Source organism: Pelomonas sp. V22 (assembly GCF_030014915.1).
Classification (GTDB): Bacteria; Pseudomonadota; Gammaproteobacteria; order Burkholderiales; family Burkholderiaceae_C; genus JAUASW01.
The window spans coordinates 1,732,942-1,750,062 of record NZ_JAGIXS010000001.1 but is presented as its reverse complement, the minus strand read 5'-3'; the positions used below and the strand labels follow the sequence as shown (position 1 = coordinate 1,750,062).

The following is a 17,121-nucleotide window of genomic DNA, read 5'->3' as shown; positions in this document are numbered from 1 at the left end:
ACTGGTTGAAAACCCTGGTCTCATGCCCCGCCGCCGCACCCATCACCACCACGTCTACGTCGTCCTGCTGTCCGAGCGGGTGTGGAACGAGTCGGCCTTTCGCAAGGCGAATCCGCAGCACGACATCACCAAGCCCTGCGTCTATGTGGGCATGACGGGCCTGGACCCCGACCTGCGCTTCGACAAGCACATGGCGGGCGTGCAGGCCAATCGCTTCGTGCTGAAGTACGGCGTGCGCCTGCTGCCCGAGCTTTACGAGGTCTACAACCCCATGCCCTACGAGGCGGCACGCGAGATGGAGGTGGAAGTGGCAATCGGCCTGCGCGAGGCCGGCTACGGCGTGTGGCAGGCCTAGTGGCGAATCACCAGGCCTCAAAGCGACAAAGGGCGTCTTGGGACTTTCAGCGCTGCGCCTGGCGGGCCGCCAGCCGCGCCGACTCCGTCAGCAGCGGCGTCATCACCGCCCAGCCCAGGCCCAGTACGGCCACGGCCAGGCCGAAGTCGGGCAATTGGCCGGCACCAAGGCGCACCGCGCCGACGTAGGACATGGCACCGGCAACGCCGCCGGCCAGGGCGGCCAGCAACCAGCGGCCATGCAGCCATTGCAGCGGCTCGCGCAGGTTGGCGCCGAGCAAGGCCCAGAGCGACAGGATCCAGGCCGGTGCCACTTGCTCGATGGGCCCGGGCGCCGCATAGACCACCACCCCCAGCCTCAGCATGGCCGTGTCCCACAGCAGCCCGAGGGCGATGGCCAGCAGCACCAGCAGCCCATCCTGGCGCGGCGCCTCGCTGATGACGAGCTGCCCGCCCACGACCAGGGCAACAGCCGCGATGCCCAGCCCCGGCGCCCCATGGGCGACACCGAGGATGCAGGCAAACCAGGCGGCCTGAAAGGCCAGCAGCAGCAGGCCGAGCTTGAGCGTCTTGCGGGAGAGGAGGGACATGAAGGGCGCCTTGAGGTGATCCAGGCGGATTCTGTATGGCGTAGAAGCAGCATGCAGCTCTTCTACAAAAAATCCCTATTCGCCGCTGGCGCTCGCCGGACCTTGCAGCTGATCCTCGGCGGGCTCGTGCTGGCCTCGGCCGCTGCGCAGGCCGCGCCGGATGCTCCGCTGCCGACCGTGCCCTCGGTGGACCTGAACCGCTACCTCGGCACCTGGTACGAGATCGCGCTGCTGCCCAATCGCTTCGAGCGCCGCTGCGTCTCCGACACGCAGGCGCACTACAGCCTCGACGAGGGCACCGTGCGCGTGCGCAACCGCTGCCGCACGGCGGACGGCTCCATCGAGGAGGCCAAGGGCCGTGCCAAGGTCGTGGCCGACAGCGGCAATGCCAAGCTGCGCGTGAGCTTCTTCTGGCCTTTCTATGGCAACTACTGGATCCTCGCGCTGGACGAGGCCTACAGCGAGGTGCTGGTGGGCGAGCCTGGGCGCGAGTACGGCTGGATCCTGGCGCGGCAGCCGGACCTGCCCGAGGCCCGCATCCAGGCCTTGCTGGAACGCGCAAACGCCCTCGGCTTTCCGGCGCAGCGATTCCAGCGCGTGCCGCATGGGAGGCCGCTGGAGGTGGCTGGCGCGCCATGAGTTGCACCGCCGTGGTCTGGCTCAAGCGCGACCTGCGCAGCCACGACCACGCGCCGCTGGCCGAGGCAGCCCGCTTCGAGTCGGCCCTCGCGGTCTATTGCATTGAGCCGGCGTGGCTCAAGAGCCCCGAGTTCGACCCGCAGCACCTGCGCTTTGCGCTGGACTGTCTGGAAGACCTGAGGCGCCAGCTGGCGCCCCGCGGCCTGCGTCTCTGGATCTGCCGGGCCCCTGTGATCGAGGCGCTGCAGCGTCTGCATGAGCGCATAGCCTTCAAACACCTGCTCAGCCACGAAGAGACCGGGCCGGGCTGGACCTACCAGCGCGACCGTGACGTGGCCGCCTGGTGCGCGGCGCAGGGCGTGGCCTGGACCGAGTTCCCCCAGCACGGCGTCGTGCGCCGCCTGCGCCAGCGTGCCGGCTGGGCCGAGCGCTGGCAGCGGCGCATGGACGCGCCCCAGGCGCCCACGCCCGCTGCCTGGCGGCCACCCGCAGTGCCACTCGCACTGCCGCCCAGCGAGAATGAAGGCCCGGTCAGCGGGGGCGCGCTCGGCCTTGGACAACCCCGCCCCGGCCCGAGGGGTGGTGAGCGCGCGGGCCGCGCCTTGCTCGACGATTTCCTGGCGGCCCGCGGCGCGAACTATCGTCGCCACCTGTCCAGCCCGCTGACCGCTGCGGACAGCTGCTCCCGCCTCAGTGCCCACCTGGCCTTTGGCAGCCTCTCGCTGCGCGCGGTGCACCAGGCCACCGAGCAGCGCATCCGCGGCCTGCGCCAAGGGGGCTCGGCGGCCGAGCTGGACTTCGCCCAGCAACTGCGCGCCTTTGCCGGGCGCTTGCGCTGGCATTGCCACTTCATGCAGAAGCTGGAGGACGAGCCCGAGATCGAGTTCCGCAACTTCGCGCGCAGCCATGACGGCCTGCGCGAGTCGGCCTTCGACCGCGTGCGCTTCGAGGCCTGGTGCGAGGGCATGACGGGCTTTCCCATGGTGGATGCCTGCATGCGCTCGCTGCGCGCCACCGGCTGGCTGAATTTCCGCATGCGCGCGATGCTGGTCAGCTTCGCCGCCTACCACCTGTGGCTGCACTGGCGCGAGCCGGGGCAGTTCCTGGCGCGGCAGTTCCTGGACTTCGAGGCGGGCATTCACTGGAGCCAGATGCAGATGCAGTCGGGCACGACTGGCATCAACACGCTGCGCATCTACTCGCCGGCCAAGCAGGCGGCCGACCAGGACCCGCAAGGGCGCTTCATCCGCCAGTGGGTGCCGGAATTCGGCACGCCGGCCTACCCGGCGCCCATCGTCGACGAGCGGCAGGCCGTGGCCATGGCCAAGCAGCGCCTGTATGCGCTGCGCCAGACGACCGAGGCCCGCCAGCAGGCGGCCGACATCCAGGAGCGCCACGGCTCGCGCAAGAGTGGCTTGCCGCCCAGCAGCCGGGCCCGGCCGCGCCGGCAGCCGTCAGGCCCGGCACCGCTGGCCCAGCGGGAGTTGTTCGAATGAGTGAGCGTGAGCATCGGGGCAACAAGCAGTCGCTGCCCAGCAAACCCTGCCAGCACTGCGGATTGCCGATGAGCTGGCGCAAGGCCTGGGCGCGCCACTGGGACGAGGTGCGCTATTGCTCGGAGGCCTGCCGGCGAGGCAAGCGTCCGCGCGTTGTGGAGCGCGCCGGTGGCTGAGCGCTTGCGGCACCTGGTCCTGGTGCTGGGGGACCAGCTGGACCCCACGGCCTCGGCATTCGACGGCTTCGATCCCGCCTGCGACATGGTGTGGATGGCCGAGGTGCGCGAGGAGTCCACCCATGTGTGGTCCAGCCGCATTCGCACGGCGCTGTTCCTGGCGGCCATGCGCCATTTCGCAGCGGTGCTGCGCGAGGCGGGCCGGCCCTTGCACTACGTCAAGCTGGACGAGCCCGGCAATGCCAGCAGCCTGGCGGGTGAGCTGCGGCGGGCGGTTGAGCAGCTGCGACCCGAGGGCCTGGTGATGACCGCGCCGGGCGATTGGCGCGTGCTCGCGGCCTTGCGTGCCGAGGCTGCTGCGCTGGGGCTGCCGCTCGAGGTGCGCGAGGACCGTCATTTCTTCTGCAGCGTGCGCGAGTTCGCCCAGCATGCGCGGGGCCGCAAGACCCTGCACATGGAGCATTTCTACCGTGAGCAGCGCAAGCGTCATGGCGTCTTGATGGACGGGGGAGCGCCGGTGGGTGGCACCTGGAACCTGGATGCCGAGAACCGCGAAGCCTTCGGACGCCAGGGGCCCGGTCGGGTGCCGGCGGCGGTGCGCTTCGAGCCGGATTCGATAACGCGCGAAGTGCTGGCCCTGGTTGAGCGCGAGTTCCCCGACCATCCCGGTTCCTTGGCGAACTTTGCATGGCCCGTGAACCGGACTCAGGCGCTGTCGGCGCTCGAGCACTTCATCACCGAGCGGCTCGCGGACTTCGGCCGCTGGCAGGACGCCCTGTGGCCCGACGAGCCGGTGCTCTGGCATTCGCAGATCTCGGCCGCGATGAACCTCAAGCTGTTGCACCCGCGTGAGGTGGTGGCTGCCGTGGAGACCGCCTGGCGTGCGGGCGCGGTGCCGCTCGCCAGCGCTGAGGGCTTCATCCGCCAGGTGCTGGGCTGGCGGGAGTTCGTGCGCGGCGTCTACTGGACGCGCATGCCGGCGCTGGCTGAAGCCAATGCGCTGGCGGCGCAGGAACCGCTGCCCGCCTTCTACTGGACCGGCCGCACCGAGATGGCCTGCATGGCAGATGCGCTGCAGCAGACCCTGGGCCTCGGCTATGCGCACCACATCCAGCGCTTGATGGTGACGGGGCTTTTCGGCCTGCTGCTGGGCGTGGCGCCGGCGCAGGTCCATGCCTGGTACCTGGCGGTCTATGTGGATGCGGTCGAGTGGGTGGAGCTGCCCAACACGCTCGGCATGAGCCAGTTTGCCGATGGCGGCGGCATGACCAGCAAGCCCTATGTGGCCAGCGGCCGCTACATCGAGCGCATGAGCAGCGGCCGCTACTGCGCGCAGTGCCGCTACAAGCCCGGCGAGCGCACCGGCGAGGCCGCCTGCCCGTTCACCACGCTGTACTGGGACTTCCTGATACGCCACCGCGAGCGATTCAGTGGCCATGCCCGGCTCGGTGCGCAGATCCGCCATCTGGAGCGTCTGCCGGACGCCGAGCAGGCGGCTGTCCAGCTTCAGGCGCAGCAGCTGCGCCACGCCTGCCGCAGTGGCCAGCAGCCGCTCACTGCGGGCGCCCAGCCGGCCGTTGGCGATCTGTTCGGCTGAGCGGCCGCGGCGCCCCGGGCTTCAATCCAGCAGCTTCACCTTGATGCTGCGGAAGTGCACCTCGCTCTCCGGGTCATGCCCCTGCAGTGCGAAGGTGCCGCGGTTCAAGAGCCGCTCTTCCAGGCCCTTGCGGCGGGCCGGCGTGGCTTCCTGCGTGTAGTCGACGATCAGCTTGCCGTCGATGCGGGTGACGACATGCATGCCTTCCACGCGGATCGAGAGCGTCTGCCATTGGCCGTCGGGGGCAGTGACCTGCGGATAGTCGACCACGCCCCACAGGCCGCCGGTGCGGCTGGGGTCCGAATGCGAGTTGTTGACCTGCACCTCGTAGCCCTTGCTGGGCCAGCCCACCTCTTGCCACAGCGTGTGGAAGTAGACGCCGGAGTTGGCCTTCGCGAAGGTCTTGAGATCGACCTTCAGCTCGAAGTTCTTGAAGTCGTGGTTGCCCACCGGGCCAAGGTAGAACAGGTGCGAGCGCGGGCCTTTGACGACGATGGCGCCGTCCTTGACGCTGAACGTGCCTGGCTGGTCGCTGGCCTTCCAGTTCGTCAGCGACTGGCCGTCGAACAGCAGCTGCCAGCCCTCGGCCTTCTCGGCCGCTGTGAGCATGTTGGGCGCATCGGCGGCCATGCTTGCAAAGGAGGCGAGGCAGAGCGTGAGCGCGCTGACCAGGGTGCGGCGATTCATGATCATGATCAGGAGACTCCAACGAGCTTGAGAACGGCCAGCGGCGGGCCGTCGAAAGTGAGCGAAGGTGTGTTGCCCACGAAGCCCACGTCCTTCATGCCCTCGGGCGTCGTGTAGAAACCGCCGGCCGTGAGGTCGCGGTAGCGGGCAAAGAAGCGCGCGGCTTCAGCGAGCGGCGAGTCGGCCGGCAGCGGCTTGCAGATGTCGTCAGCAATCTGCGACTGCTGCGCCACGCTCGCAGCGGCGAACACGCTGCCAAAGCGCTTCTCGCTCTCGGCATCCAGCCAGGCCAGGCCCTTGAGGAGGGTGGCGCGGTCGCGCTGCTGGTCGGGGTAGGGCGCGCTGACCCATTCGTCGATGAAGACCTGCACCTGCAGGTCGGCCGCGCTCGGCGAGCCCTCGTCGGCCGGGATGATCAGGGCGCACAGGGCCGTGGCGCAGCGGCGCTCGCGCTCGGTGAACGAGAGCGGCCACAGCTCGCCGCTCTTGTAGCGGCGCACCAGGTCGGGGTCGGTGCCCAGGCCGGTGGGCGCTGGCTTGCGCTCGGTCGTGCTGCCGGCCGCGAGGACCGGGCCGCTCGCCGAGGCGGCGAGCATCCATTGGAGGGAGGTTCTGCGGTCCATCTCAAAGCTCCTTCTTGCGCAGGCGATCGACGATGTGGTCGGCCGTGCGCCAGGCCAGCGCCATGATCGTCAGCGTGGGGTTCTTGTCGGCATTGGAGGCGAACGGGGCGCCGTCGGTGATGAAGAGATTGCCCACGTCCCAGGTCTGGCACCAGCGGTTGGTGACCGACTTGTTCGCCTCGGCACCCATGATGGCGCCACCCACCTCGTGGATGATGGAGCCGCCGCTGGCAATGGCGCGCGCGCCGTCGAGCTGCGGGCCGTTGCGCACCTTGCCGCCCATGGCCTCGATGATCTGGGCAAAGGTCTTCTGCATGTGGGCGGCCTGGCGCGTCTCGTGCTCGCTCCACTGCCAGTGGAAGCGCAGCACCGGGATGCCGTAGCGGTCCTTCACCGTGGGGTCGATCTCGCAGAAGGACTTCTCGTTCGGGATCATCTCGCCCCGGCCCGAGAAATAGACGTAGGAGCCGTAGTAGCGCCGCACGTCCTGCTTGAACGCCTTGCCGTAGTTGCCGCCATTGAGCCATTGCAGGCCGGCGCCGGTGCCAAGGCCGGGCATGCGCTTGCCCGTGGAAATCTCGATGTGATAGCCGCGTGCAAAGCCGAGCTCGCCCCTCAGCTGCTCCTTGTAGAGCCACCAGGGCGAGTACACATGGCCGCCACCGGCGCCGTCTTCGTTGTGCGGCGGCAGGTTCTCGAGCGCCGGCACATGGCCCCAGAGGTCGCTGCCCACCGTGTCCATCAGATATCTGCCGACGAGGCCGCTGCTGTTGGCGAGGCCATTCGGGAAGGCCGTCGACCTGGAGTTCAAGAGGATGCGCGCCGACTCGGCCGCGCTGGCCGCCAGCACCACCACGCGGCCCAGCACTTCTTCCTGCTTGCCGGTGCTCTTGTCGATGAAGCGCACGCCGCTTGCCTTGCCTGCCTTGTCCAGCACCACCTCGTAGGCCATGGCATCGCAGAGGATGTCGAGGTTGCCGGTATCGAGGGCCGGCGGCAGGTGCACGGCCGGCGATTGGTAGGTCGCGCGGATCGAGCAGCCGCGGCCGCAGGGCGTGGCCCAGAAGCAGGCGGCGCGGCGCTGCATGTCCTTGGCGAGGATGGCCTGGGCCCGCTTGTTGCCGGGGTGCAGCTTGGCCGGCAGGGTCTGGTGGTCCAGCTTCTTGGTGAGCACGGCGCGGTGGATGGGCACGACCGGCACCCCGAGCGGCGCAGCCTTCTGCTTGATCAGGCGCTCACCGACGCGAGCGGCCGGCGGCGGCAGCAGCACGCCCTCGGGCGAATCGGGCGTGTTCTCCAGGCCTTCGTTGCTGCCGTAGACGCCGACCAGCATCTCGACCTTGTCGTAGTAGGGCGCGATCTCCTCGTAGGTCACGGGCCAGTCGAAGCCCAGGCCGTCGCGCGTCTTGGGCTTGAAGTCGTAGGGCCCATTGCGCAGCGAGATGCGCCCCCAGTGGTTGGTCCGGCCGCCCAGCATGCGAGCACGCCACCAGTCGAAGCGCTGCGTCGGGTCGGTGCTGGCCTGCGTGTAGGGCTCGCCGGGCACCTGCCAGCCGCCATCGATGGTGGCGTCGTGGAAGCCGAAGGGCTTGTCCGGCGTGCCGGCGCCGCGCAGGGGCGCGTCGGCATTGGTCTGGAACATCGGCGTCTCTTTGACGATGTCGTAGTTGCGGCCGGCTTCCAGCATCAGCACCTTCACGCCTTCCATGGCGAGGGTGTAGGCCGTCTGCCCGCCCGCAGCGCCGGAGCCGACGACGATGACGTCGTAGGCGCGCTTCTTGGTTTTCACGGTGATGTAAGGCAAGAACTTCTCCTCAGAAAGCAATCCACTGACCCTGGGATGCGACGGCGCGCTCGACGAAGCGAACGCCGCGTGCGCCGTCTGTCACGCGTGGGTAGTCGCCCGTGCGCGTGCCCGCTTGCAGGTCGGCCGCGAGCTCGGTGTAGATATTGGCGAAGGCCTCGATGAAGCCTTCGGGATGGCCGGGCGGCAAGCGGCAGCCGCGCCGGGCGGATTCGCTGAGACCGGCCGAGCCGCGTGTGAGCCGGCGAGGTGCGGCATCGAGCGGCAGGTGCATCAGCACATTCGGATCTTCCTGTCGCCAGTCCAGGCTGCCGCGTTCGCCGAACACGCGCAGGCGCAGGTCGTTCTCATGACCTACCGCCATCTGCGAAGCCAGCAACACGCCGCGCGCGCCGCCGCTGAGGCGCAGCAGCACGCTGGCGTCATCGTCCAGCAGGCGGCCGGGGCCGAAGCTGCTCAGCTCGGCGCAGAGCTGCTCGATGGCAAGACCGGTCACCGTGCTCAGCAGGTTCTCGGCATGCGTGCCGATGTCGCCGAGCGCACCGCCGGGGCCGCTCTGCGTCGGGTCGGCACGCCAGCTCGACTGCTTGTTGCTGGATTGCTCCAGCGCGCCGGCCAGCCAACCCTGGTGGTACTCGACGATCACCTTGCGGACCTTGCCGATGGCGCCGGCACGCACCAGCTCTCTGGCCTCGCGCACCATCGGATAACCGCTGTAGTTGTAGGTCACGGCGAAGGCCGTGCCGCGTGCGGCGACACGGGCCGCCAGCTCTTCGGCCTGCGCGCTGCTGTGCACCAGCGGCTTGTCGCAGGCCACATGGAAGCCGGCGTCGATGAAGGCCAGCGCCACCTCGTGATGCAGGTGGTTGGGCGTGACGATGACGAGCAGGTCGATGCGTTCGCCGGCTGGGCGCTTCAGTTCATCGGCCAGCAGGGCGTGCCAGTCGGCATGGATGCGATCCTCGGCGAGGCCCAGGTCGCGCCCCGAGGCCAGCGCCTTCTCCGGCGTGGACGACAGCGCACCCGCCACCAGCTCGTAGCGGCCATCCAGCGCCATCGCATGGCGGTGCACCGCGCCGATGAAGGCATCGCGGCCGCCGCCGACCATGGCGACCCTCAGGCGGCGAGTCACGCCATGCCTTTCGAGAATGCCGCGTCGAACGCCCCATGCGCCGGCGGGAAGTCCAGCCGCCTGCAGAAAGCCGCGCTCTCGGTCGCGCCATGCACGCGGTCCATGCGGCTGTCTTCCCATTCCACCGAGAGCGGCCCGGCGTAGCCCACGTCGTTCAGCGCCACGATGATGGATTCGAAATCGATCATGCCTCGGCCCACGCTGCGGAAGTCCCAGCCCCGGCGCGGGTCGCCGAACGTGGTGTTACCGCCGAAGGTACCCACCGTGCCATCGCCCCGCCCCCACCAGACATCCTTCATGTGCACATGGAAGATGCGCGGCCCGAACTGGCGGATGAAGCGCACATAGTCCACACCCTGGTAGGCCAGGTGGCTGGGGTCGAAGTTGAAGCCGAAGCGCGGATGCTGGTCGAGCGCTTCCAGCGCACGTTCCGAGGTGGCGATGTCGAAGGCGATCTCGGTGGGATGCACCTCCAGCGCGAAGTTCACGCCTTGCTCCTCGAACACATCGAGGATGGGCGTGAAGCGCCGCGCGAAGTCGGCGAAGCCGGCATCCCAGTAGCTCTGCGACGTCGGCGGGAAGGCATAGGCCGCATGCCAGATCGAGGAGCCGGTGAAGCCCGTTACTCGTTGAACGCCCAGCAGCCTGGCGGCGCGCGCCGTTTCGGCCAGCTCGAGGGCCGCGCGCTGGCGCACGCCCTCAGGCTCGCCATCGCCCCAGACATGGGCCGGCAGGATGGGGCGGTGGCGCTCGTCGATCAGGTCGCAGACGGCCTGGCCGACCAGGTGGTTGCCGATGGCGTAGACCTCCAGCCCATGCTGGGCCAGCAAGGCGCGTTGGCCCGCCGCATAGCCGGGCTCGTTCAGCGCCCGCTGCACATTGAAGTGGTCGCCGCCGCAGGCCAGCTCCAGGCCGTCATAGCCCATGCGCTTGGCCAGCGGCGCCAGCTCAGCGAGCGGCAGGTCGGTCCATTGGCCGGTGAAGAGAGTCAAGGGTCTCATGTCAGTGATCCATTCAGCATCTGCGACGGAAGGTATTCGGGCCGAGCGCTGGGCCGCTCCCGAGCCGGCCCGCCAGGGCGATGTGCTTGCGGCTCGATGCCGCAAGCATCGCCGTCCCCGCGGGGGACCGACCAGGCTGGCGCGCGTTCAGCGCAGCAAGACTGGGCGAGGGGCTTCAAAACGGGCTGTCGGGGAAGTGGAAGCTGGCCGCGTTCTCGCGCGTGATCAGCACCGAGGGGATGATGGTCTTGGCCGCCAGCTTCTCGCTCTTCAAGCGCGCCTCGGCGGTCAGCTTGATCGCGTCGTAGATGAACTTGGGCGAGTACGAGACATTGGCCTGGATGCGCGGGTCGCTGCCGTCCTTCAGGACCTTGACCATGCCCTTGGCACCGGCGCCGCCGAATACCAGCTTGATGTCGCTGCGCTTGGCCTGGTCGATGGCCTTCAGCACGCCGAAGGCCATGTCGTCGTCGGCCGCCCAGACGGCATCGATCTTCTTGAAGCGGGTCAGGAAGTCCTGCATCACCTTGAAGGCATCGTCGCGGTTCCAGTTGCCATGCTTGGCATCGAGCAGCTTGATGCCGGGATGCTTGGCGAGCACGGCCTTGAAGGCGTCCATGCGCTCGTTGTCAATGGTGGTGGGGATGCCGCGCAGCGCCACGATCTCGCCCTTGCCACCGAGCTGCTTGGCGATGAACTCGGCCGGCACGCTGCCGAAGGCCGTGTTGTCGCCGGCCACGTAGGCGTCCTGCGCCGTGGCATCGGTCAGGCCGCGGTCCACCACGGTCACGTAGACGCCCTTGTTGTGCAGCTGCTGCACCGGCTTCGTGAGCGCAGCCGATTCCTGCGGCAGGATAACCAGCGCATTGATCTTGTTGGTGGTCACCAGGTCCTGCAGCTGGTTGGCCTGCTCGCCGGCCGAGGCCGCTGCCTTGACCGTGATCTTCAAGCCCGGGTGCTGCTGCTCCAGCTCCTTCTTGGCCTGGTTGGCCCACCAGACGATGCCGGCGGTGAAGCCATGGTCGGCCGCCGGGATGGCCACGCCGAGATTGAGCTTGGCCTGAGCCTGGGCCTGCGCTTGCGCTTGCGCCGCAAAGGCCATCGTCAGCGCGAGAGCGACCGTGAGTCTGCGATTCAGCATGAGCATGTCTCCTTAGGTTTTGCGTCTTTGCATGAAGGCGATGGCGATGATCACCGTGCCCTGCACGGCGGCATTCAGATGGATGCTGATGAAGCTGGTGAGGTTGAGCACATTGCCGATGACCGAGAGCAGCAGGGCGCCGACCACGGTGCCTGCGATGCTGCCCGAGCCGCCCTTGAGCGCCGTGCCGCCGATGATGACGGCGGCAATGGCCTCCAGCTCCCACAGCAACCCCGTGGTGGGCGAGCTGGATCCGAGGCGCGGCACATAGAGCAGGGTCGCGATGCCCACCATCGCACCGAGCAGGCCGTAGCTGACGAGCTTGACCGTGTCGACGTTCACCGCCGCATAGCGCGCCACCTGCTCGTTCGAGCCAATCGCCTGCAGGTGGCGGCCATAGGCGGTGCGCTGCAGCAGGGCTGCAGCCAGCAGGGCTGCACAGGCGAACACCCAGACCGGGATGGGGATGCCCAGCAAGGCGCCGTAGTAGACCGGCGCATAGGCATCGGCCAGCTCGTTCTCCAGCGTGATTGCGCCGCCATCGGCCAGCCAGGTCAGCACCGCGCGAAAGATGCCGAGGGTGCCCAGCGTCACGATGAAGGGTTCGATGCGCCCGCGCGTGATCAGCCAGCCATGGGCCAGGCCGAGCGAGCTGCCTATCAGCACCGCACCCGCGGCCCCCACCGTGACGGCGACGACCGGTGACACGCCATGGGCCGCCAACGTGTTCATCAAGAGGATCACGCAGCCGGCGATCAGGGCCGCCATCGAGCCGACCGAGAGGTCGATACCGCCGCCCACGATCACGAAGCACATGCCCACGGCGATGATGCCGGTGAAGGTGGTGCGGGTCAGCACGTTGAGTGCGTTGTCCACGGTCGCGAAGTCCGGGTTCAGCACGGACGCGATCAGGCACAGCAGCACGAGGCCGATCACGGGGCCGAGTCCGTTCAATCGGGCCAGGTGCGCCGCGAGGCTGGGGCGGGAGTCAGTGCGTTCCTGTGGCATGGGCGATCAAGAGGTCTTCGCTGACGCCATCGGCGTCGAGCACGGTTTGCAGGCGGCCGGCACGCAGCACGGCGATGCGGTGGCAGAGGCCGATCAGCTCCACCAGCTCGGACGACACGACGATGACCGCGAGGCCTTGCGCCGCCAGCTGCTGGATCAGCAGGTAGAGCTCGCGCTTGGCGCCCACGTCCACGCCGCGCGTGGGCTCGTCCAGCACCACGATGCGTGGCCCCGCATGCAGCACCTTGGCCAGGGCCAGCTTCTGCTGGTTGCCGCCGGACAGCGAGCCGCCGCGCACGCTGCTTGATCCGACGCGGATGCCGAACTCTTCGACGGCGCGGGCCAAGGCTGCCGCCTCGTCTGCAGGTTTCAACCAGGGTTTGGCATAGCGCCGCAGCGCCATCAGCGTGAGGTTGGCCGCCAGGCTGAAGTCCAGATGCAGGCCCTTGCCCTTGCGGTCCTCGCTGAGATAGCCGAGGCCGAGCTCCACAGCCTCGCGCGGATTGCGGATCCGCACCGCCTTGCCGGCGATCTCGACCCGCTCGGCGCGGCTCGCCCGCAGGCCCATCAGACCCTCAAACAGCTCGGTGCGGCCGGCGCCCACGAGGCCGGCGAAGCCGAGGATCTCGCCCGGCGCCACCTCGAAGCTCAGGTCTTCTACCCAGCCCGGTACGCTGAGCTTCTGCACCTTCAAGAGCGGCTCGGCAGTCGGCCGCGTGGTCTTCGTCGGATAGAGCTCGCTCAACTCGCGGCCCACCATGGCCTGCGCCATCTGGGCGCGCGTGAGGCTGGCCGTGGGCGTGCGGCTGATGAAGCGGCCGTCGCGCATCACGACCACCTCGTCGGTCAGCCGCTCGATCTCTTCCAGCTTGTGGGAGATGTAGATCAGGGTCACGCCCTCGGCCTTGAGCCGGCCCATCAGCGCGAACAGCGCCTCGGCCTCGGCCGGCGTCAGCGTGGCGGTGGGCTCGTCCATCACGAGCACGCGGGCGCGGCGCTGCAGGGCCTTGGCGATCTCGACGCGCTGCTTCTCAGCGAGGCTGAGCAGTCGCACCGGCCGGTCGGGCGGGCAGGCAAGGCCCACCTGGGCCAGCAGCTGCGTGGTGGCGGCGTGCATGGCGGCATCGTCCAGCCGCCAGCCACGCCGCAGCTCATGGCCGAGGAAGATGTTCTGCGCCACCGTCAGCGCCTCGGCCAGCGCGAATTCCTGGTGGATCATTGCGATGCCCGCCGCCTCGGCCGCGCGCGGGCCGTCGAAGCGCAGGGCCTCGCCATCGAGCCGCAGCTCGCCGCTGCTGGGCGTCTCGTAGCCTGCGAGTATCTTCATCAAGGTGCTCTTGCCGGCGCCGTTTTCGCCGAGCAAGCCCACGGCGATGCCGGCCTGCAGCTCGAAGCTGACGCCATGCAGCACGGTTACCGGCCCGAAGGACTTGGCAATCGCGTGGAAGGCCAGCGTCTTCATGGGGCCGCCATCACCTTGCCGCGCCCGCGCAGCACTTCCTGCAGGGCCAGCACGCCGGCGCCTATCAGCCCGGCCGAATCGCCAAGCGGCGAGTAGCCCACCTCCAGGTGCCGCGTCGACAGGGCCAGCGAGCGCTGGTAGACGCATTGCCGCAGTGCCGCGAGGTACAGCGGGCCAATGCGCGTGAGCCCGCCGCCGACGAAGACATGCGATGGGTTGAAGAGGTTGACCACCGAGGCCAGCATCTGGCCCACCAGCTGGCCGGCGCGCTGCACGATCTGGTGGGCGGCGGTGTCGCCGGCGCGGCCGGCCAGGCCCACGTCCTCGGGCGTCAGCACGCCAGCCTCGGCGAGGCGCTGGGCCAGCAGCTCGCTGGCGCCGGAGCGTGCGGCGGCCGTGGCATCGCGCGCAATCGCCGGGCCGCCGGCCATCACTTCCACGCAGCCCACATTGCCGCAATGGCAGCGCGGGCCGCCGGGGTCCACGCAGATGTGGCCCACGTCGCCGGCCGAGCCGTTGGCGCCCCGGTAGACCTCGGCATGGCAGACGATGCCGCAACCGATGCCGGTGCCGACCTTGATCAGGAGGAAGTTCTGCAGCTCGCGCTTGACCCGCCACAGCTCGGCCAGGGCCATCAGGTTGACGTCGTTGTCGACCCAGACCGGCGCCGCATAGTCGCTGCGCAGGTCTTCACGGATCGCGTAGCTGTCCCAGCCCGGCATCAGCGGCGGCTCGACCAGCTGGCCGGTCGCGAAGTCCACCGGTCCCGGCACGCCAAGGCCGATGGCCAGCACGTCGCGCGGCTTCAGCTTGCAGCGCGCCAGCAGCTCGCGCATCAGGGCGCGGGTGCGGGCCAGCACGGCGGCAGGGCCGGCGCGCACGTCGATGGCCTCGGTGTGGCGCTCGCGAAGCTTGAGGTCGAGGCCCAGCACGGCCACGTCCAGGCTGGTGGCGCCTATGTCGGCGCACAGCAGCACGCCGAGGCTGGGATGCAGGCACAGGGTTTCGGCGCGCCTCCCGCCCGAGGACTCGCGCTGGCCGCCGCGCTCCAGCCAGCCCTGCTCGAGCAGGCCGGCCACCACCGAGTTGGCCTGCGTGCGCGACAGCGAGAGGCGCGGCAGCAGGGCATCGCGCGTCGGGCCATGCAGCCACAGCACGCTTTCCAGCACATTGAGCTCATGCGGCGTGAGCCGCGACCAGCGATCCATGAGGGGCCCGGGGAATCGAATCGTGCGGACTGTAGGGGCCGGTCTTTGGTCGCACAAGTGGTAACTTCAGCTGATTTGCGGCTGAAGTGCGGCAGGCGTTTTGGGCGGCGAAAAGCGGCTCAGACGGCCCCAGCGTCGGCCGCTGGCTGCTGCCAAAAATCGACAAAGGCCCCTGCTACCATCCGCCAGCCCTGGCAGGGCCCGAGCCGGCCCGCCGCCCGAGATCTTCTTTCTTGTTCATCAGCAGGAGCGAAAAATCGATACCGGATTGCTCAAGGAGCTGCGCATCGACGGTGCGCAACGTGAGGACCATGACGGCGGGATGCCGAAGTGGATCTGGGGCCTGATCGCCGGCCTTGTGCTGCTGGGAGCCGGCGGCGCGGCCGCCTGGTGGTTCCTTGCCGGCAGCAAGCCGCTGCTGGTGCAAACCGCCACGGTGCGCGCCAATGGCCAGGGGCCCTCGGCCGACGTGGTGCTGCAAGCCACCGGCTATGTGACGGCGCGGCGCTCCGCCACCGTCTCGGCCCAGATCACCGGCACGCTGACCGAGGTGCTGATCGACGAAGGCTTCCGCGTCAAGAAGGGCCAGGTGCTGGCCCGGCTGGACGACAGCGGCCTCAAGGCCAGCCTCGCCGCCGCCGAGGCGCAAGCCCGCAGTGCCGAGGCCGCCGTGGCCCAGCAGCGCGCCCAGCTCTTGCAGGCCCAGTCGGATGCGCGCCGCCAGAACGATCTGCTGGCGCAAGGCATGACCACGCGCCAGGCCCAGGAGCAGACGGCCACCGCCGTGGTCGCCCATGCCGCCCAGCTGGAAGCCGCGTTGCGCCAGGCAGAAGCGGCGCAAGCCCAGGTCAAGCTGGCCCGCGTGAGCTTCGACTACACGACGGTGCGCGCGCCCTTCGACGGTGTGGTCACGGCCCGCGCGGCCCAGGTCGGCGAGATCATTTCGCCGCTGTCGGCCGGTGGCGGCTTCACCCGCACCGGCGTGGGCACCATCGTCGACATGGACTCGCTGGAAGTGGGCGTGGACGTGAACGAGGCCTACATCGCCCAGGTCAAGCCTGACATGCCCTGCGAGGCCGTGCTCGACGCCTACCCGGACTGGAAGATCCCCGCCCATGTGGTGACCGTGATCCCGAGTGCCGACCGCGGCAAGGCCACGGTCAAGGTGCGTGTGGCCCTGGACCAGAAGGACGAGCGCGTCGTGCCCGACATGGGCGTGCGCGTCAGCTTCCTGGCCAGCAAGGGCAAGCAGCCGCAGGCGGCGCCGCTGCCTGGCGTGCTGCTGCCGCCCGAGGCCCTGGTGCAGCGCGACGGCGGCAATGCCGTGTTCGTGGTGGCAGACGGCCGCGCCGAGCAGCGCGCAGTCAAGCTGGGCCCCGACGTCGGCAAGTTCCGCCTGGTGACCGAAGGCCTGAAGGCCGGCGACAGCGTCGTGCTGTCGCCGCCGGCCGATCTGAAGCAGGGTTCCAACATCGTGAGCAAGGACTGAAGCATGAGCGCATTGATCGAGATCCGCGACCTGTCCAAGGTCTACACCCGGGGCAAGCAAAAGGTCGAAGTGCTGCACGGCGTCAACCTCGAGGTGGCCCAGGGTGACTTCCTCGCGCTGATGGGCCCCTCGGGCTCGGGCAAGACCACGCTCCTGAACCTGATGGGCGGCCTGGATGCGCCCAGCGGCGGTTCCATCACGGTGGCCGGCGAGCGCATCGACCAGTTCAGCGGCGCCCAGCTGGCCAAGTGGCGTGCGTCCAAGGTCGGCTTCATCTTCCAGTTCTACAACCTGATGCCCATGCTGTCGGCGCAGAAGAACGTCGAGCTGCCGCTGCTGCTGACCAAGCTCTCGGCGGCCGAGCGCAAGAAGCGCGCCTCCATCGCCCTGGCCCTCGTCGGCCTCGCGGATCGCGCCACGCACAAGCCGACCGAGCTCTCGGGCGGCCAGCAGCAGCGCGTCTCGATCGCGCGGGCCATCGTGTCGGACCCGGCCCTGCTGGTCTGCGACGAACCCACGGGCGACCTGGATCGCCAATCGGCCGAGGACGTGCTGACCCTGCTGCAGGTGCTCAACCGCGAGCATGGCAAGACCATCGTCATGGTCACGCACGACCCCAAGGCCGCCAGCCGCGCCAGCCATACGCTGCATCTCGACAAGGGCACGCTCGTCACTGAAGCGGAAGCCACGGCCTGAGCCGGATGAGGTGACGCG

General features: G+C 69.0%; 17 protein-coding genes. 7 read left to right on the top strand and 10 right to left on the bottom strand.

The window, feature by feature from the left end:
* Positions 1 to 22: 22 nt before the first annotated feature.
* Positions 23 to 355, top strand: a complete 333-nt coding sequence (locus tag J7U46_RS07910) for a hypothetical protein (RefSeq protein WP_282824490.1) — start codon at positions 23 to 25, stop codon at positions 353 to 355.
* 46 nt (positions 356 to 401) lie between these two features.
* Here J7U46_RS07910 and J7U46_RS07905 read toward each other — a convergent pair whose 3' ends face one another.
* Positions 402 to 944 carry a DUF2878 domain-containing protein gene (locus J7U46_RS07905; RefSeq protein ID WP_282824489.1) on the bottom strand — a complete coding sequence of 181 codons (543 nt, stop codon included), beginning with the start codon at positions 942 to 944 and terminating at the stop codon, positions 402 to 404.
* A gap of 51 nt (positions 945 to 995) precedes the next feature.
* Between J7U46_RS07905 and J7U46_RS07900 the strand changes: the two genes are divergently transcribed.
* From J7U46_RS07900 to J7U46_RS07885, 4 genes are read left to right on the top strand one after another with little or no spacing between them, the layout of a single operon-like run.
* Positions 996 to 1,583, top strand: coding sequence for a lipocalin family protein (locus J7U46_RS07900; protein ID WP_282824487.1), 588 nt, complete (start codon positions 996 to 998; stop codon positions 1,581 to 1,583).
* Positions 1,580 to 3,079, top strand: coding sequence for an FAD-binding domain-containing protein (locus J7U46_RS07895; protein ID WP_282824485.1), 1,500 nt, complete (start codon positions 1,580 to 1,582; stop codon positions 3,077 to 3,079). Before J7U46_RS07900 ends, J7U46_RS07895 begins: the two co-directional genes overlap by 4 nt.
* On the top strand, positions 3,076 to 3,255 hold the full coding sequence (locus J7U46_RS07890) for a DUF2256 domain-containing protein (protein WP_282824483.1): 180 nt from the start codon (positions 3,076 to 3,078) through the stop codon (positions 3,253 to 3,255). Before J7U46_RS07895 ends, J7U46_RS07890 begins: the two co-directional genes overlap by 4 nt.
* Positions 3,248 to 4,852: a cryptochrome/photolyase family protein gene (locus J7U46_RS07885; RefSeq protein ID WP_282824481.1), complete on the top strand. Its 1,605-nt coding sequence runs from the start codon at positions 3,248 to 3,250 to the stop codon at positions 4,850 to 4,852. The genes J7U46_RS07890 and J7U46_RS07885 overlap by 8 nt, the downstream gene beginning before the upstream one ends.
* A gap of 21 nt (positions 4,853 to 4,873) precedes the next feature.
* Here J7U46_RS07885 and J7U46_RS07880 read toward each other — a convergent pair whose 3' ends face one another.
* From J7U46_RS07880 to J7U46_RS07840, 9 genes are all read right to left on the bottom strand, one after another.
* Positions 4,874 to 5,539, bottom strand: coding sequence for a DUF1080 domain-containing protein (locus tag J7U46_RS07880; protein ID WP_282824479.1), 666 nt, complete (start codon positions 5,537 to 5,539; stop codon positions 4,874 to 4,876).
* A gap of 8 nt (positions 5,540 to 5,547) precedes the next feature.
* The gene (locus J7U46_RS07875) at positions 5,548 to 6,162 is read right to left on the bottom strand and encodes a gluconate 2-dehydrogenase subunit 3 family protein (protein WP_282824477.1); all 615 of its coding nucleotides are present in this window, start codon (positions 6,160 to 6,162) and stop codon (positions 5,548 to 5,550) included.
* Position 6,163: 1 nt separating this feature from the next.
* Positions 6,164 to 7,966 carry a GMC family oxidoreductase gene (locus J7U46_RS07870; RefSeq protein ID WP_282824476.1) on the bottom strand — a complete coding sequence of 601 codons (1,803 nt, stop codon included), beginning with the start codon at positions 7,964 to 7,966 and terminating at the stop codon, positions 6,164 to 6,166.
* Between the two features lie 10 nt (positions 7,967 to 7,976).
* On the bottom strand, positions 7,977 to 9,074 hold the full coding sequence (locus tag J7U46_RS07865) for a Gfo/Idh/MocA family oxidoreductase (protein ID WP_282825023.1): 1,098 nt from the start codon (positions 9,072 to 9,074) through the stop codon (positions 7,977 to 7,979).
* 20 nt (positions 9,075 to 9,094) lie between these two features.
* Positions 9,095 to 10,099, bottom strand: a complete 1,005-nt coding sequence (locus J7U46_RS07860; RefSeq protein ID WP_282824475.1) for a sugar phosphate isomerase/epimerase — start codon at positions 10,097 to 10,099, stop codon at positions 9,095 to 9,097.
* Positions 10,100 to 10,274: 175 nt separating this feature from the next.
* Positions 10,275 to 11,246, bottom strand: coding sequence for a substrate-binding domain-containing protein (locus J7U46_RS07855; RefSeq protein ID WP_282824474.1), 972 nt, complete (start codon positions 11,244 to 11,246; stop codon positions 10,275 to 10,277).
* Between the two features lie 6 nt (positions 11,247 to 11,252).
* Positions 11,253 to 12,248 carry an ABC transporter permease gene (locus tag J7U46_RS07850; RefSeq protein WP_282824473.1) on the bottom strand — a complete coding sequence of 332 codons (996 nt, stop codon included), beginning with the start codon at positions 12,246 to 12,248 and terminating at the stop codon, positions 11,253 to 11,255.
* Entirely contained in the window at positions 12,229 to 13,710 is a 1,482-nt protein-coding gene (locus J7U46_RS07845; RefSeq protein WP_282824471.1) for a sugar ABC transporter ATP-binding protein, read from the bottom strand. Before J7U46_RS07845 ends, J7U46_RS07850 begins: the two co-directional genes overlap by 20 nt.
* Entirely contained in the window at positions 13,707 to 14,918 is a 1,212-nt protein-coding gene (locus J7U46_RS07840; RefSeq protein ID WP_282824470.1) for an ROK family protein, read from the bottom strand. The genes J7U46_RS07845 and J7U46_RS07840 overlap by 4 nt, the downstream gene beginning before the upstream one ends.
* Before the next feature lie 322 nt (positions 14,919 to 15,240).
* On the opposite strand from J7U46_RS07840, the gene J7U46_RS07835 reads away from it, so the two are divergent.
* Both J7U46_RS07835 and J7U46_RS07830 read left to right on the top strand, forming a co-directional pair.
* Positions 15,241 to 16,407 (top strand): efflux RND transporter periplasmic adaptor subunit, encoded by a 1,167-nt coding sequence (locus tag J7U46_RS07835; protein WP_282824469.1) that lies wholly within the window; start codon positions 15,241 to 15,243, stop codon positions 16,405 to 16,407.
* Between the two features lie 3 nt (positions 16,408 to 16,410).
* Positions 16,411 to 17,103: an ABC transporter ATP-binding protein gene (locus tag J7U46_RS07830; RefSeq protein WP_282824468.1), complete on the top strand. Its 693-nt coding sequence runs from the start codon at positions 16,411 to 16,413 to the stop codon at positions 17,101 to 17,103.
* Positions 17,104 to 17,121: the final 18 nt, after the last annotated feature.